The 17,228-nt window shown below is 58.0% G+C and carries 12 protein-coding genes and 1 tRNA gene; 11 read left to right on the top strand and 2 right to left on the bottom strand.

Annotated features, from left to right (window positions below; all coding sequences use genetic code 11):
• Positions 1-64 precede the first annotated feature (64 nt).
• The 6 genes from P8A25_RS05755 (at position 65) to P8A25_RS05780 (ending at position 8,264) form a co-directional block, all read left to right on the top strand.
• Entirely contained in the window at positions 65-802 is a 738-nt protein-coding gene (locus P8A25_RS05755) for a metallophosphoesterase (protein ID WP_215443326.1), read from the top strand.
• Between the two features lie 175 nt (positions 803-977).
• On the top strand, positions 978-2,366 hold the full coding sequence (locus tag P8A25_RS05760; RefSeq protein ID WP_022398361.1) for an ABC transporter permease: 1,389 nt from the start codon (positions 978-980) through the stop codon (positions 2,364-2,366).
• 5 nt (positions 2,367-2,371) lie between these two features.
• Positions 2,372-3,979: an ABC transporter permease subunit gene (locus P8A25_RS05765; protein WP_022398362.1), complete on the top strand. Its 1,608-nt coding sequence runs from the start codon at positions 2,372-2,374 to the stop codon at positions 3,977-3,979.
• A gap of 25 nt (positions 3,980-4,004) precedes the next feature.
• Positions 4,005-6,254: an extracellular solute-binding protein gene (locus tag P8A25_RS05770; protein WP_022398363.1), complete on the top strand. Its 2,250-nt coding sequence runs from the start codon at positions 4,005-4,007 to the stop codon at positions 6,252-6,254.
• A 3-nt stretch (positions 6,255-6,257) separates the two neighbouring features.
• The gene (locus P8A25_RS05775) at positions 6,258-7,235 is read left to right on the top strand and encodes an ABC transporter ATP-binding protein (RefSeq protein ID WP_215443325.1); all 978 of its coding nucleotides are present in this window, start codon (positions 6,258-6,260) and stop codon (positions 7,233-7,235) included.
• 21 nt (positions 7,236-7,256) lie between these two features.
• On the top strand, positions 7,257-8,264 hold the full coding sequence (locus P8A25_RS05780) for an ABC transporter ATP-binding protein (RefSeq protein ID WP_022398365.1): 1,008 nt from the start codon (positions 7,257-7,259) through the stop codon (positions 8,262-8,264).
• A gap of 409 nt (positions 8,265-8,673) precedes the next feature.
• Here the strand turns inward: P8A25_RS05780 and alr are convergent, their stop codons facing one another.
• Positions 8,674-9,777 carry an alanine racemase gene (gene alr / locus P8A25_RS05785; RefSeq protein ID WP_215443324.1) on the bottom strand — a complete coding sequence of 368 codons (1,104 nt, stop codon included), beginning with the start codon at positions 9,775-9,777 and terminating at the stop codon, positions 8,674-8,676.
• 216 nt (positions 9,778-9,993) lie between these two features.
• Between alr and P8A25_RS05790 the strand changes: the two genes are divergently transcribed.
• From P8A25_RS05790 to dgt, 5 genes are all read left to right on the top strand, one after another.
• Positions 9,994-10,068, top strand: a tRNA-Val gene (locus P8A25_RS05790).
• A gap of 165 nt (positions 10,069-10,233) precedes the next feature.
• The gene (locus P8A25_RS05795; RefSeq protein WP_102726348.1) at positions 10,234-11,160 is read left to right on the top strand and encodes a DUF5655 domain-containing protein; all 927 of its coding nucleotides are present in this window, start codon (positions 10,234-10,236) and stop codon (positions 11,158-11,160) included.
• Between the two features lie 113 nt (positions 11,161-11,273).
• Entirely contained in the window at positions 11,274-12,158 is an 885-nt protein-coding gene (locus P8A25_RS05800) for an EamA family transporter (RefSeq protein WP_146018191.1), read from the top strand.
• Positions 12,159-12,299: 141 nt separating this feature from the next.
• Positions 12,300-14,537: a multicopper oxidase domain-containing protein gene (locus P8A25_RS05805; RefSeq protein ID WP_102726410.1), complete on the top strand. Its 2,238-nt coding sequence runs from the start codon at positions 12,300-12,302 to the stop codon at positions 14,535-14,537.
• A 68-nt stretch (positions 14,538-14,605) separates the two neighbouring features.
• Positions 14,606-15,925 (top strand): dGTP triphosphohydrolase, encoded by a 1,320-nt coding sequence (gene dgt / locus P8A25_RS05810; protein WP_180975952.1) that lies wholly within the window; start codon positions 14,606-14,608, stop codon positions 15,923-15,925.
• A 271-nt stretch (positions 15,926-16,196) separates the two neighbouring features.
• Here dgt and P8A25_RS05815 read toward each other — a convergent pair whose 3' ends face one another.
• The gene (locus tag P8A25_RS05815; RefSeq protein WP_180971671.1) at positions 16,197-17,150 is read right to left on the bottom strand and encodes a S1C family serine protease; all 954 of its coding nucleotides are present in this window, start codon (positions 17,148-17,150) and stop codon (positions 16,197-16,199) included.
• Positions 17,151-17,228: the final 78 nt, after the last annotated feature.

A 17,228-nucleotide genomic window follows, 5' to 3' on the forward strand; every position in this document is an offset into this window, starting at 1 on the left:
ACCGCTCCGCTGAAGGCGCTTGGCAACGCCCCGGAAAGATGCTATGCTTTTTCTCCACAACACCATGAGTAGAATAGCCCTGATCAGTGACATCCATGCCAATCTGCCCGCTCTGGAAGCGGTGATGAAGGATATAGAACAGCTTCAATGCGACGCCGTTTACTGCCTGGGTGATATTGTGGGCTACAACGCCAATCCGGCCGAATGCCTTGAGTTCGTCCGCGGACGCCAGATTCCCACCGTGCGCGGCAACCATGATGAGGAAGCCATTGGGGAAGACAATCCGGCGGGCATGAACCCCGTGGCGTACAAAGCCCTGATATGGACGCGCCAGCAGCTTTCCGAAGAACAGAAGAAGTGGCTTCGCCGCGCCCCCTTCCAGCGTATCCTGCCCAATGAAATCGTTCTGGTGCACGCCACCCAGGACAAGCCCAATTCCTGGTCCTACGTCACGAATGTGGACACGGCCACGCACAGCATCAACATGTTGCGAGACAATCAGTTCCTGTGCTTCAACGGTCATACGCACGTCCCCCGCACCTTCATCCGCCATGAAGGGAGCATCCAGGAATATGAATCCGGAGACATCCAGCTTCTCAAAACCAACAAGTACCTTATTAACGTGGGTTCCGTCGGCCAGCCCAGGGACGGAGACCCCCGCGCCGCCTACGGCGTGCTTGATGTGGACAGCATGGTTTATTACCAGCGCCGCGTGGAATACGACGTGGAGGAAGCGCAAAGGCGCATTCTGGCCGCCGGACTCCCGGAGATGCTGGCGCGCCGCCTGGGAGAAGGCATTTAATGTTTTGCGAACCGTTGACGGTAATACGGGATGCTCCATTGAAATCCTGCGGAATCTTTAATTGTTTCCATTCCGCATTAAGAAAAAATGGGGAAACCGCATGTTAGCAAAGGCTCACAAATTTGCATTGCTACTTGCCTCGCCTGCCACAAACCAGTAGAGTTCTGCGCGACGAATGAAGACCTATATCATCAGACGACTCCTTCTCATGCCCCTGACGCTGCTGGGGGTCACGTTCCTCGTCTTTTGCATAACCCGCTTTGTTCCGGGAGGTCCCATTGAGCAGATGATGCAGCAGCAGAGCATGAGCGCCCTGTCCGGCCAGAAGGCGGGGTCCCAGCGCGGCGACAATAACCTGAGCGAAGCGGATATGGAGCGCCTGGAGGAACAGTACAGCCTTCAGGAGCCCATCATCACCGCTTATCTGCAATGGCTGGGAGTGCTCCCAAAAAAGATTTTCATTTCCCGTGAGGAATTCGGGGAGATCGGCGGCGTGGAAGCGGCGGACAAGGAAGATGAATATTCCGGCATTTCCGATACGCACACCCGGATCAACCTGAATGAAACGGGAGAACAGGTCGTCGTAGTGCGCCAGGACAAGGATTCCGACAGCGTGAAGGACGCCTTCTTTTCCGGCACTCCGTCCCGGAAAGCCGCCTCGGAAGGCTGGACCGTGGACATAGAATCCCCCATGGACCGCGCGGAACGCTGGGCGCGCCGCATGAGGCAGACGGACAATACGGAAGCCGTCAGGGACAAGGCGCGCGGCTATGCCTGGCGCGCCGTGATGTATAAGACCAGCTTTGACGGGCTGCTCCAGGGCACCATGGGCAACTCCTTCAAATACAATGAACCAGTGTGGGACATGATTAAGGAGCGCATTCCCGTCTCCCTGTACTTCGGCATCCTGAGCGCCATTATTACCTATTCCGTCTGCATTCCCCTGGGAGTAATAAAGGCCATCCGCCACAAGAGCCTGGTGGACAACATCTCCTCTGTTCTGATTTTCCTGGGGTACTCCGTGCCCGGCTTTGCGCTGGGCGCCGTGCTGGTGGTGTATCTGGGCGCGCGTCTGGAATGGTTCCCGCTCTGCGGGCTTACGTCTCCGGACTTTGCGGACATGGGCTTCTGGCAACAGGCCGGAGACCTGCTGCACCATACGGTGCTTCCCCTGATCTGTTATGTAGTCAGCTCCTTCGCCATCACCACCATGATGATGAAAAACAACCTGATGGACAACCTTTCCGCGGACTATATCAGAACGGCCATGGCCAAGGGCGTGAGCTTCAAGGGGGCCGTTATCAAGCACGCCTTCCGCAACTCCTTCATCCCGATTGCCTCCACGCTGGGCAGCCTCATCAGCCTTATTGTGGCCGGCTCCATGCTGGTGGAAAAGGTCTTCGATATCCAGGGCTTCGGGATGCTGAGCTACCAGGCCCTGATGGACAAGGACTACGCCCTGATCATGGGCACGCTGCTGCTTACCTCCTTCCTGATGGTGCTGGGCAACCTGCTTTCAGACATCATCGTAGCCGCCGTGGATCCGCGCATTAAATTTGAATAACACACATGGTTAGAAAACTGGCATACCTTCTGGTCATTCTGGCGGTCCTCACTGCCGTGGGAGAGTTGTGCGGCCTGCTCCTGCCCACGTTGAGCTGGCCCTTCACCGTCTCGCGTGAAATGAGCATGCTCAACATCGTCTGCACGGACCAGAACAACGGCGGCATCCTGACGCCGCAGGGAAAATTCCTGTGGTTCGGCTGGGCCTGCGTGCTGGTCATGGCCGGGGTCGGCTTCTGGATCATGCTGAAAGGGCCGCGCCGCTTCCATCCCACGCCGATTACGAAACGCCGCATCCAGCGCTTTAAAAGCATCTCCCGCGGCTATGTCTCCCTCATCATCCTGCTCGTACTGACGCTGCTGGCCTGCATGGACCAGTGCCTGGTGGGCAAACGGGCGCTGCTCGTCGTGCAGGACGGCTCCTGGTACTTCCCCGCCATCATGCGCAAGGTTTACAAAGGCTCCACCTTCGGCCAGACCGGGGACTTTGCGGATGCGGAAGCCAACTACCGCGAACTGAAAAAACAGGCAGGGCAGCCGGGAAAACCCTCCCTCGTCATCATGCCCCTGGTGCCGTACGACCCCACGGGGGATTCCACCAATCCCGGTTCTGAAGCCCTGACGGTGAATGAAGACGGCCTGGTCTGCGAGTCCAGCGGCAAGCCGTATTCCGGCTTGGCCTCCCGGCTGCACAAGGATGAAGAAGCCCTTCCCCACATCAGCTACAAATTCCGCAAGGGGAAAAAGGTGGACCGCGCCACCGGCTGGCTGGAAGACCGGACGGAAGTGTACAGCGCCACGTATGAAAACAACCAGATCGTAGCGGAACACTACAGCGGCCCCGGCACCAAGGAGGACTTCCTGAAACAGACGGACGAGAACAAAATCAGCCGCATCTTCTACCACCCGGCCCCACCCCTCAAGGGAGGCCACCTGCTGGGCACCAACACCCAGGGCGCGGACATCCTGGCGTACCTGTACGGAGGGCTCCAGGTGAACATGAAAGCCGCCATCTTCTACCTTCCCATCGTGTACTTCATCGGCATCACCTTCGGGATGATGATGGGCTACTTCGGCGGCATGTTTGACCTCGGCATGCAGCGCCTCATTGAAATCTTCTCCCAGGTTCCCTTCCTGTTCATCATCATGATCATTTCAGACATGGTGCCGCTCCAGATGAAGGGCATGTTCCTGATCATCAGCCTGCTCATCATGTTCGGGTGGATGTCCATGACCTACCAGCTCAGGACCTCCACCATGAAGGAAAAGGCGCGCGACTACGTGGCGGCGGCCCGCGTGCTGGGGGCTTCCACCAGCCGCATCCTCTTCGTCCACATCCTCCCCAACCTCGTCGCCATCCTGGTCACGCTGGTTCCGTTCAGCGTCTCCGCCCTCATTCTGGCCCTGGCCTCCCTGGATTACCTGGGCTTCGGCCTTCCGGACACGTACGCCAGCTGGGGGCGCCTGCTCAATGACGGCCTGGCGGACCTCTCCGCCAGCTGGGTGGTCACCTCCGCCTTCTCCGCCCTGGTGATTACCCTCCTGCTCGTCACCTTCATCGGGGAGGCCATCCGGGAAGCCTTCGATCCCAAGAAATTCACCACCTATAAATAAAAAGACTCCTGTTTCCGCCATACCCATGCTCAAGCTGTCCGCCATCCTCCGCACCATCCTTTCCTCCGTGACGCTGTCCCTTCTGCTGGCAGTTGGTTCCGGTTGCAAGGATTCCTCCCAATCCCAGGGAGTGGGCTGGCAGCCGAACGTGCCTTTCGGCACGCTCCCTCCGGGATTTGACTCCTTCCCGGAACGGTGGAACAAGCAGATTAATGACCGGCTGGCGCGGGAAGAAGCCGCCAAGCAGAAGGAAATACGGGAACTCCGGGACAAATTCTTCAAGGAGGAAGACCCCAAAATCAGGGAAAAGCTGCAAAGCAAGCTCATTGCTGATGAAGCGGCCTTGTCCGTCATCCACCGCAGGCAGACGGAAGGGGACTACATCAAATTCAAGACTCCGGCGGACATCCCCCAGGACCTGAAATGGGAAGACGGGCTGGACAATCCGGAAATAGGCGACCCGAACGCCAAAAAAGGCGGCGTGCTGCGCCAATGGGCTCCGGGGTCCTACCCGGACACGTTCCGACCCAACGGCCCGAACAGCAACAGCGGCTTCCGCGGCCCGCTGTATGATGAAATCATCATCGGCCTCGTCTCCATTCATCCGGTCACCGGAAAAATCATCCCCGGCATCGCCCACAAATGGGCGGAATCCGCAGACAGGCGTACTGTTTACTTTGAACTGGACCCGGACGCCCGCTACTCGGACGGAGCCAAGGTAAAGGCCATCGACCTGCTGGTGAACATGTACATCCGCACCTCGGAATACAGCCGGGACGTCTTCTACAACAACTTCTTCTACCAGAACGCGTCCAACATCACCATCTACGACGACAACCGCTTCTCCATCACCCTCCCCTTCGCCAAGCCGCTGCTCCCGTTCTACTGCACGCTGTTCATCCCTTCCCCGCCGCACTTCTACTGCGAATTCGGCCCCAGCTACGTGGAACGCTACCAGTGGCGCGTACCGCCCACCACGGGCGCCTACGTGGTGAAGCCGGACGGCATCATCCGCGGCCGCCAGGTAACGCTCCAGCGCGTGCCGGACTGGTGGGCCAGGGACAAGAAATTCACGAAGTACATGTATAACGTGGACCAGATCGTGTACAACTTCATCGCGGAACCGTCCAAGGCCATTGAACTCTTCCGCATCGGGGAGCTGGACGTGCTGAACATCACGAAGCCGGAGCTGTGGCATGAGCGCATGGAAATCCCGGAAGTCCACAACGGCTATATCAACCGCAGCACGTTTTTCACCATTTACCCCCGGCCTCCGTACGGCCTCTTCCTGAACACTTCCAAGGCCCCCTTCAATGACCTCAACGTGCGCCTGGGCTTCCAGCATGCGCTGAACATCCAGAACATCATTGACATCACCTTCCGCGGGGACTACCAGCGGCTCAACTCCTACAACTCCGGCTTCGGCAAATTCACCAACCCCTACATCAAGGCGCGCCCCTACTCTCCGGAACAGGCCCGCGCCTGCTTCGCCAAGGCCGGATACACCATCCCGTGCCCGGACGGAATCCTCCGCAAGCCGGACGGCACCCGGCTCACCGCCGCCATCACCTTCCCCAATTCCTCCCCCTCCCTGGCCTCCACGCTGGGCAAGCTGAAGGAAGACGCCCGCAAGTGCGGCCTGGAAATCCAGCTGGACCCGCTGGACTCCACCGTGGCCTTCCGCAAGATCATGGAAAAGCGCGTCCAGGCCTCCTTCATGGCCTGGGGCTTCACCCCGCCCCACCCGATGAACGAGCAGGGCTTCCACTCCCGCTACGCCTATGACGAACGCGGCAGCCTCATCACCTATACCAACAACATCTGCGCTTATGCGGACAAGGAGATGGACAAGCTGCTGGACGACGAAACGAACGCCGCTACGGAAGACGAGCTTCAAAAGGCCACGTGGAAGGTGCAGCAGAAAATTCATGACGAGGCCCTGTGGGTCCCCTGCTGGACCACGGAATTCGTCAGGCTGGGCTACTGGCGCTGGGTCAAATGGCCGAACAGCGCCACCACGCAATTCTGCCATCCGGTCGTGTTTGACCCGATGGAAAGCTACCTGTACTGGGTAGACAACGACGTCAAAAAGGAAACCATGGAAGCCAAGCGGAAAGGAAAAACCTTCGAGGAAGTGGACACCGTATACGACCAGTACCGCTATATGGACTCCATCGACAGCCTGGACAACAAGGAAGGTGGCGGCAAGCTGCCGTCCGTTCCCGTCATCCCGGAAAACGGCGGCCCGCTGGAACCCTCTGCCACGGAGAAATAACAAATGAGCGAACCCCTGTTGGAAATCAAGAACCTGGTCACCGGATTCGAGACGGAATCCGGCCTGCTGAAAGCGGTGGACGGCGTCAGCTTCACCGTTCCCAAGGGAACCTGCGTAGGCATCGTGGGGGAATCCGGCTGCGGCAAAAGCGTCACGGCCATGTCCATCGTCCGCCTGCTTCCCCAGCCCATGGGGAAAATCCTGGACGGGAAAATACTCTTCAAGGGCCGTGACCTGGTCCAGGCGAAGGAGACGGACATGCACGGCATCCGCGGCCGCCACATCGGCGTCATCTTCCAGGAACCGATGACGGCTCTCAACCCTGTGCACAGCATCGGCAGGCAGATAGGGGAATCCCTGATGCTCCACCGGGGAATGAACGCCAGGGAAGCCCGGGACGCCGCCATCCAGCTCCTGCAACGCGTCCGCATCCCCGCGCCGGAACAGCGCGTGGACGAATTCCCCCACCAGCTCTCCGGCGGCATGCGCCAGCGCGTCGTCATCGCCATTGCTCTGGCCTGCCATCCGGAACTCATCATCGCGGATGAACCCACCACGGCCCTGGACGTCACCGTGCAGGCGCAGATTCTGTCCCTCCTCAAGGACCTCCAGGCGGAAATGGGCTCCTCCTCCATCCTCATCACCCATGACTTGGGCGTCATCGCACAGAGCTGTGACTCCGTGGTGGTCATGTATGCCGGCCGCGTGGTGGAAAAAGCTCCCGTCCGGGAACTCTTTGCCAATCCCCGCCACGCCTACACCAAGGGACTGCTGGCCTCCATCCCGCAGTTGAGCTCCGTGCGCAAGACCAAGCTGCCCACCATTCCCGGACAGGTGGCCTCCATTGCGGACTTTGTGCCCGGCTGCCGCTTCTGCCAGCGCCAGGGAGTGCCCGTGGAAGAACTCACGGAACGGCCGCCTCTCGTGGAAATATCCCCGGACCACTTCGTGGAAGCCTGCCCCCGCTGCGCCAACCTTTAACCTTTTTCCCCTTCTCTCGCCATGCCGGAACCACTCTTGCAAGTCAACAACCTGAAAATGTACTTTCCCGTCCGCTCAGGAATCTTCCTGCGGCAGGCGGGATGGGTCAAGGCGGTGGACGACGTCTCCTTTAGCATCTACCCCGGTGAAACGCTGGGACTGGTGGGGGAATCCGGCTGCGGAAAATCCACCATCGGGAAAAGCATCGTCCGCCTGCTGAAACCCACCGGAGGCTCCATCCAGTTCAACGGAAAAAACATCGCCACGCTCTCCCAGCGCAAAATGCGGCCCCTGCGCCCCCATATTCAAATGGTCTTCCAGGACCCGGCGGAATCCCTCAACCAGCGCCAATCCATCGGCCAGATTGTAGCGGAACCCTTCGTCATCCACCGCATGGGCACACCCGCCGCGCGCCGGGAATGGGTGCGCGGCCTGCTGGACCGCGTAGGCATGCCGGACAGCGCCATCGACCGCTTCCCCTTTGAATTCTCCGGAGGCCAGCGCCAGCGCATCGGCATCGCACGCGCCCTGACGCTGAACCCCAGCCTCATCATTCTGGATGAACCCGTCTCCGCGCTGGACGTATCCGTCCAGTCCCAGGTGCTCAACCTGCTGCTGGAACTCCAGGAAGAACGCAAGCTCTCCTACCTCTTCATCGCCCATGACCTGGCGGTGGTCAAGCACATCTCCGACCGCGTGGCGGTCATGTACCTGGGAAAAATCGTGGAAATGTCAGATGCGGAAACCATCTACCAATCCCCCAAACACGCCTATACCAAGGCGCTGCTGGACGCCATCCCGGAACCGGATCCCGCCAGGGCCAACAAGCACCAGCCTCTGCCGGGGGACGTTCCCTCCCCCATTAACCCGCCGCTCGGCTCCGCCTTTGGCCACCGCATCCAGCACCCCTCCTATCCGGAAACGGTGGGTGCGGATCTCACCCCTGTGGAAATAGAACCGGGCCACTGGGTAGCCCCGGACCCCTGCTCCCTGGAGCCGGAGGACTGGAACAAGGTGCGCCAGCGGTAAAAGCGCGGAAAAACGTCGCATCCGTTACCTATTGGAAAAGGCGCTCCCAGAAGTAAAACCTCCCATTTCAAGAAAATTCCGGCTGCCAAGAGGTATGGCGGAAATGCTGATTAACCATGAATTTACGGTTCCGGCAGCCTGGGGATGACGGCCTCCCCGCCCTTCATAACTAAAAATCCATCCAGAGCGCAGCCAAGGAAATTTTCTCCAGCCTGCGGACAGCATACCCCAACAAAAAGCCTCTGTTCCGCTTAGGAAAAACACCCATAAGGGGAACAACTCCCTCACTCCCGGAAGAGTCACCGCCTTTAAAGGCGATAGCGGAAACACCGGTTCACCGCAGCTTTGCGGCTTCGGTGCCTGCCATCCCGTCAAAAAAACAAACGAGCGCGAAACAGCCCGCGGCCCCTTACACGTAAATCCGCGGCACGCGGGCGCTGATGCTGGTCAGCACGTTGCTGGGAATGGTACTGGCGCGGCGCGTCAGCTCCTCCCAGCTTACATTAGGGCCCATGATCTCCACCAGGTCCCCGGTCTCCACCTGGTCCATGTAGGTGACGTCCACCATAATCTGGTCCATCGTCACACGGCCCAGAACCGGGCAGTACTGGCCGTTGATATACACGCGCGCTCCCTGGTTGGAAAGATACTGGAGGTAGCCGTCCGCATAGCCGATGCCGATGGTAGCCACCTTCGTGCTCCCCTTCGTCATATAGCAGTGGTTGTAGGAAACGCCATGGTTGCCCGGCAGCGTGCGTATCAGGGTAATGCGGCTGTACAGGGTCATCGTGGGCCGCAGCTCCTTGTTGTATGGGGAAGGCATCGGAGAATACCCGTACAGGATTCTGCCCAGCCTCACCATGTTGGCGCAGGGAACCTTGTAATTAAACACGGCCGCGCTGCTGCACAGGTGCCGGAACTTGTACTGGTGCCCCTGGGAGAGTTCGTTCACGGCCTCAGCAAAGCCGCTGATCTGCCCGTGCGTAAAGGAAATATCGTCGGAAGCTGCGGACAGGTGGGAAAACACGCCCTCCAGGTCCAGATGGCTGAACTGCTTGAGCTTTTCCGTCAGGCCGTGCAGTTCACTGGGAAGAAAGCCGCTGCGGCCCATCCCGGTATCCACGCCCAGATGGACATGGACGGGCTTGTTGTAAAGGGCGCCCAGGGAATTGAAATGTTCCGCCTCCTCCATGCTGGAAAGGGCGGCGCGCCAGCCGTTCTGCACAATCTCCTCCCGTTCTCCGGCAAAACAGGGACCGAGAATGAACGGGCATGTCTTCACCCCAGCATCCCTCACCCGGCCAGCCTCCGCCACCGTGGCGACGCCGAAAAAAGCGCAGTCTTCACCATCCAGAGCCTTCACTACCCCTTCCAGTCCGTGCCCGTAGGCCTCCGCCTTCACAATGGCCATCAGGCCGTGGTCCGGCATCACGCGGCGGACGACGTTCAAATTGTGCCTCAACGCATTGGTATCAACCTGGGCCCATGCTCTGGGAGGGCTTGTGCAACTCATGCCCGGAGTGTAGGAAGACGGTTGATGCTGTACAAGCCGGAATTGAGCCACCTTCCCACTTTCCGGAACGGAATCCGGACAAAGCCGCACATCAGTCAGGAGGAATGAATCCGGGAATCTTGACGGAAGGAAAGTATTCCCTCTTTTTCACCTGCCTTCAAAAAACTCCTTGCCAATCCCCTGCATGAACGATATATTCCCACCCGCACTGCAAATGCGCGGTTAGCTCAGTGGTAGAGCACATGCTTCACACGCATGGGGTCACTGGTTCGAAACCAGTACCGCGTACCATCTTCATAAACACCCTGGAATCCAGCATTCCGGGGTGTTTTGCGTTCGGGTCATCCAGCAGGCAAGAAGAGATTAATTAAACAGCCCTTCTTTGCTATATGTTGATTGTCTTGTCATCTACCCCTTATAAGGATAGCATGCTCCAAGTATCCCATCTCTCCTGAAATGCCGCTTTTTAATTCAAAACTGGAAATACTGAACCAAATCAAGGAAACCCCGTTCAAGTTGGAACGGGAAATTCAACATTTGGTGGAAGCTAATTTGAATACGCTGCTTGGAGTGGAATTCGTCAAATCCGAATTTACGATATCCGGTTCCGTCCATCAACTGAGAATAGACACCCTGGCTTTTGACAGGAAAAACAAGGCTTTCGTCATCATTGAATACAAGCAGGACAAGAGTTTCAGCGTCGTTGACCAGGGTTACGCCTATCTTTCCGTGATGCTCAACAACAAGGCTGATTTCATTTTGGAATACAACGAATCCCAGAACGAGCCGTTGAAACGCAATAGTGTGGACTGGTCCCAATCCCGCGTTATTTTCATTTCCCAAGGCTTCACTCCCTATCAAAAAGAGGCGATTAATTTCAAAGACCTTCCGATTGCTCTGTGGGAGATTAAAAAATACAGCAATCAAACCATCAGTTTTGAGGAGGTCCGAAAGCTCAACGCAACGGAAAGCATCAAAACAATCTCATCGGAAAACAGCGCCGTAAATGCTGTCAGCAAGGAAGTCGTAGTTTATACGGAGCAAGACCGATTGAAGGCCATTCCGGAAGAGGTGCAGGACGTTTACCACAGCCTCAGAGAAAAAATTCTCGATTTGGGAAACGTTGGAATCAAGGCCAACAAGCTTTATGTCGCCTTCACTGTCAACGGTTCGAATTTCACGGATATCGCTTTGCAGAAACAAGGCCTGAAACTCTGGATCAACCTTCCCAAAGGCGAATTGGAAGACCCCTATAAATTCGCTAGGGACGTTTCCAATATCGGCCATCATGGAAATGGCGCTTACGAGCTGGCTATCAAAAATGCGGACAAGCTGGATTACATCCTTACCCTGATCAAACAGTCTTATAAGCAAAAAGCTTAACCCCTCCTGGCTGGGAAGATTTAACCGTGCCATTGCTTTTTTGATGAACGCTGCATACTCCCGGCAGCATGGGCATTGACTTGGTTTTCCTTTCTCCGTATGCTTCCGCCCTCATGCCTGCGCTGCTGATCACGTCTTTCATCTGGGCGTTGTCATTCGGACTGCTGGGGAACTGCCTGTCCGACCTCCCCGCCAGTTTTGTCGCGCTGGCGCGCATGGCCGGCTCGCTGGCCGTTTTCCTCCCCTTCGTCCGGAAGGTTCCTTTCAGCCATGCAATGGGGATGATGGGGATAGGCGCCGTCCAATTCGGAGGAATGTACCTCTGCTATATCGCAGCCTTCCATTATCTGCCTTCCCACCAGGTCGCCCTTTTCACGGCCACTACGCCGATTTACGTGGTTCTGGTCAACGGCCTGATGAAGAAGAAGCTGCCGCCGCTCCATCTGGCGGCGGCCGTTCTTGCAGCCATAGGAGGCGCGGGCATCCTTTGGAAAGGGTATTCCGCCGGCAATGGCGAACTTACGGGAATTGTTCTGGTACAGCTTTCCAACCTTTGTTTCGCGGCAGGGCAAATCGCCTACATTTCCTTGAAGGATTCCTGGTTCGGCGGAAGTGAAGCTTCCTGCTTCGCCTATGCCTACGCAGGCGCCCTGCTGGTTACCTTGCCTGCCGGACTGCCGTCAGGGCTGGCCTGCTGGCAGGAGATTTCAGCCATGCAATGGTGGCTGCTGGCCTATTTGGGAGTCATCGCTTCAGGAGTCTGCTTTTTCCTCTGGAATTACGGCGCCCGCCGGGTGACGCCCGTCAAGCTGGCAATCATGAACAATCTCAAGATTCCCCTGGCGGCGCTGATTTCCCTGCTCCTGTTCCGGGAACAGCCCAATATGTTCCTCCTGGCTCTCGGGTGCCTGCTTATCCTGTCCTCTTTCCTGATCGCGCCCATTCCTCCCAAGAAGGCTGCGCGGAAACAGGCTTCCGGCGGCCGGATTCCGGAATAACGCACCCTTGTCATTTCCGCCCGCGCCAGTTTCCAGATTCTCCTTTCATGCTCCAGGAAAGGCATGACACATCACATCCGTTTCATTTTGAACCGGAGATGGAATGAACAGGTCTTTTCTGGCAGTACTTTCCTCCTGTTCATGTTTAAGGTCGCCTCCCATTTTTTCCCATTCCTGTGCTGCTGCCTGATGGCCCAGTTCTCTCCGTCATTCGCCAAAACGGTGGAATACGATTTATACGTCCGGAACGCTCCGGTCAATTTTACCGGGGTCACGCGCCCGGCCATGACCATCAACGGAAGCATTCCCGGCCCCGTTCTGTATTTTACGGAGGGGGACACCGCGGTGATACGGGTGCACAACCTGATGGATACGGAGACTTCCTTCCACTGGCACGGCCTGCTGGTGCCCAATGACCAGGACGGGGTGCCGTACCTGACTTCCGCGCCGGTAAAGCCCCACACCACGCATACCTATACTTTTCCCATCATCCAGAACGGCACGTACTGGTACCATTCCCACAGCGGCCTTCAGGAGCAGAGCGGCCTGTACGGCGCGTTCGTCGTCCGCAAGCGGCCCGGCGACCCGGCGCGCAGGCCGGAGGACGCCCTGCCGGAGTATACGCTGGTGCTGAGCGACTGGACGAACGAGAATCCCCAGGAGGTGAACAGGAAGCTTCACACCGGGTCGGACTGGTTTTCCATCCGCAAGGGGAGCGTGCAGAGCTACTGGGAGGCTCTGCGCGCCGGCTACCTGGGAACCAAGCTGACCAGCGAATGGAAGCGCATGAACGCCATGGACGTGAGCGACGTGTATTACGAACGCTTTCTGCTGAACGGCTCTTCGCAGGCTTCCCTGCCCCGGCTGAAGGGCGGCGACCGCCTCAGGCTGCGCATCGTCAACGGGGCTTCCTCCACCTATTTCTGGCTGAGGTACGCGGGCGGCAAAATCCGCGTGGTGGCCAGCGACGGGAAGGACGTCGTTCCCGTGGACGTGGACCGCATGATGATTGCGGTTTCCGAGACTTACGACGTCGTCCTGACGGTACCGGAATCAGGCAGGGCTTTCGAGTTCCAGGCGACGGCGGAGGATACCTCCGGGTCATCATCCCTGTGGCTGGGCCATGGGGAAAGGCAGCCGCTGCGCCCCTTCCCCAGGCTGAATTACTTCAAGAAGATGAAACAGATGAACGGAATGATGACCATGGGCGGTAACATGAAGATGATGAAAATGAATTCCGGTTCCATGCGCCAGATGCATCACCACGGCATGCCGGCCTCCCATTCCGGAGATATGGGGATGATGGACATGAAGTCCGGTTCCTCCCATGGTGGAGGCCACGGCAGCATGCAGGAGGAGGGGGAGGAAACCACCCTGACGTATGACATGCTGAAGTCCCCTTCCCGCACCAACCTCCCTTCCGGCGTTCCCGTGAAGGAGCTGCATTTCATGCTGACCGGGAATATGAACCGCTATGTGTGGAGCATCAACGGGAAGACTCTTTCAGAGACGGACCGAATCATGATCGAGGAAGGGCAGAATGTACGCATCATCCTGACCAACAATACCATGATGAGGCATCCCATGCACCTGCACGGGCATTTTTTCCGGCTGGTGAACAGGCACGGGGATTTTTCCCCGCTCAAGTTCACGGCGGACATCCAGCCCATGGCCACCCAGGTGATCGAGTTTAACGCGGCGGAGAAGACGCGCGGCAACTGGTTTTTCCACTGCCATATCCTGTACCACATGATGAGCGGCATGGGCCGGATTTTCACGTATGAGGATTCTCCCCCCAATCCGCAGCTTCCCCACCCCATGCGGGCGCTCCAGCACGTTTACGACATGGACCGGAAGTGGTACCTGACCGTGAACAATGATTTCGCCTCCAACGGGAACATCGGAGACCTGGAGTTCGGAGGCACCCGCTGGAGCGTTCAGGGAGAGTGGCAAATAGGCTACAAGGATACGCGCGGCTATGAGGCGGAAGGACGGCTGGGCAGGTACATCGGGGAGAAGCAGTGGCTTTACCCCTACATCGGGGTGGACTGGACCTGCCGCAAGGGTGAGGCCGGAGAACGCAACATGTTCCGCCAGACCACCAAAAAGGACCGGGAAGTGGACGGCACCCTGGGCGTCCGGTATACGCTGCCCCTGCTCCTGATTGGGGATGCGCGCATTGATACGGACGGAAAGGTGCGCCTGCAATTGGAGAGGGATGATATCCCGCTCACCTCCCGCCTGCGCCTTTCCTTTTCCCTGAATACGGACCGGGATTATTCCGTGGGCCTGCACTACATCCTGACCTCCCATCTCAGCGTTTCCACCAATTACGACAACAACCTGCACTGGGGAGTGGGGCTGATGCTGACCTATTGAACGCCTTCCCCCATTTTCTCCTGTTCCAGCCGGGCATTCCCCTGTAGCATTCCTTCACCATGTCAGGGATGATGAATTGGCAGCAGCTTTTGTCGGACGCCCGCTGGGGGTCCAGGCACCAGAGTACGGCGTCTCCGCAGAAAAACCGCAGCAATTACGACCGGGATTACGGGCGCATTCTGTTTTCCAGCGCTTTCCGCCGCCTTCAGGACAAGACGCAGGTTTTCCCCCTGGGTCGCAATGATTACGTTCGCACCCGCCTGACCCACAGCCTGGAGGTGGCCCACATCGGCTCCTCCCTCGGCATGCTGGCGGGAGAGTGGCTGGCGGAGAAAGGTTCCCTTCCCGCTCCTATAGTGCCTTCCGACGTGGCCACCATCGTTTCCACCGCCTGCCTGGCCCACGACATCGGCAATCCGCCCTTCGGCCATTCCGGGGAGGACGCCATTGAAACCGCCCTGAAACGGCACGGCCTGGAGCTGCCGTTTGAAGGGAATGCCCAAGGGTTCCGCATCCTTACCCGCACCGGGGATCCGATGGAAGGCAACGGCCTGAAACTGACGGCGGCCGTTCTGGGCGCCTTCATGAAGTATCCCTGCACGCAATCCTATTCCGCGGCCGTCAGGAAAGGCGGCATGACGGCAGCCAACAAGCTTGAATGCAAGAAGTTCGGCATCGGGGAACAGGAGAGGGAGGCGGCTTCCTTCGTGGCCGGCCATCTGGGGCTGCTTCCCCGTTCCGCGCCTGATGAAAAATATCTTTGCTGGTGCCGCCATCCCCTGGCGTACCTGATGGAGGCCGCGGACGATATCTGCTACCGTATCGCGGATATTGAAGACGGGTATTTTTCCGGCATTCTGGATTTTGAGCCTACCAGGGATTTATTCAGCCCTTTCCTGACGGAATCCCAGCTTTGCTACGTCCGGGAGCTGGAAAAGAAGGATGAAAAAGAATCCTGCATCCATTACATGCGCGCGCTCGCCATCGGCAGGAGCATCCAGTCCGCCGTGGACAGTTTCATGAAGCATGAAGAGGAGCTTCTGCAAGGGAGCATGGATCAATCCCTGATTGACCGTTCGGAACTGGCCGCGCCGCTGAACGGATTGTACCAGTACGCCATTGAGAACGTGTACCAGGCCCGGGAGGTGATTGAAGTGGAAGCCATGGGCTACAAGGTGCTGGGAGAGCTGATCGACTTTTTCATGGAGTGGGTGAACCATCCTTCCTCCGGACAGTCCAAAAAAGTAGCCATCATGCTTCAGGGAACCGGTCTGCCCAAGGATGACGAAGGGAAGGACGCACGCCTGGCGCACATGCTTGATTATATTTCCGGCATGACAGATTCCTTCGCGCTGGAGACGTACCGGAAATTGACCGGCATTCTGTAGTTCCTGCCGCACTCCGCTTTTCAAAAGGAGTTCAAGACCTGCCCACAGGGAGGCCGCAAGATATCCCCTTTCTTTTCCTTCCCTCTTCTTCCGGCGGTTCCTCCGGATGTGGAATAGATGTCCTGCTGCTGTTCCGTGCTTTTTCTTCCCGGAACGCGCCGCTTTTTCAGAAGAGGAAAAAGCCCCTTTTCTGCATGAAAAAGGCTGCCCCACACAGGGCAGCCGTCCTTAACATAATGATCATGGATTTCTCCATTGTTTCATGAAGAGGTTAAAAGCAGAAATTGGTTTCTATGTTTTTCAGGCGTTCCCTGACGGCTTCCGGCACGGCTTCCTTTTCCTCCGGCGTGTTGTAGGGGCCGGAGTACAGGACTTTTCCCGCGGAATCCGTCACATGGACGGTGGTGCCCGCCTGGGAGCTGGAAGAAACCACAATGGTTCCGTTGGCGTCCGACATCCGGACGGAAGACGTGCTCTGCCCTCCGCCGGACACCTTGCCCATAGGGGGCATAGGCATCTGGTGAAGGTTCTGGAGGCTCCGGAGCATCTGGGCCGCTCCCGGGGTCAGGTTCATCCGGCCGATGATGTCATCCATCCGCGAATCATCAATCGCGGAGTCCCTCAAAAAATCATCCATCATCTGCTGCATGTCCAGAATGCGCTGCGGAAGGTTGGGCCGTGCGGCCATTCCGGCGGGAGGAACCGCCTGGCGCCGGACGGAGGGAACCACGCGCGGCTGGGTGCGGGGATCTCCCTGGGCCGCCAGTATTTCTTCCGCGGAAAGCGTTCCGCCGTCCAGCGTGACATCCGCCGTTTCCCGCTTGCCCTTGCGGTAGAATACAGCCGTAATCTTGTCTCCCGGAACTTTTTCAGACAGGGCTTCCGTCACGGAGCGCGGGCCGGACAGGGAGATGTCCCCCAGCTTGATGATGACGTCGTTTTCCTGGAGTCCGGCCTTGGCGGCGGGGCTGTCCGGCATCACCTTGGTCACCAGCACGCCGGGAAATCCGCTGAGTTCCAATTGAGCCACGACTGCCTGCGGCACCGTGCCGGGCACAATGCCCAGCCTGGCCGGTCTGGAAGAGGGCAGCGGCTTGGTCTGCGGCGTGTAGGGAGTCAAGGGCGGCGGCTGAAGGTTGTCCGTACTTCCTGCGGGCCGGTCAATGGAATATCCGGAGCCCGAACCTATCAGCAATCCCAATGTCAGAAAGATACAGGTTTTCATATCCATGTGAGATAATATACAGCATCCGTCCGCGCAATGTTCAAAATTTGTGCATTTTTTTTGCAGGTCCCCGCCCGT

This window comes from Akkermansia sp. BCRC 18949 (assembly GCF_045011645.1).
GTDB classification, from domain to species: Bacteria; Verrucomicrobiota; Verrucomicrobiia; order Verrucomicrobiales; family Akkermansiaceae; genus Akkermansia; species Akkermansia massiliensis.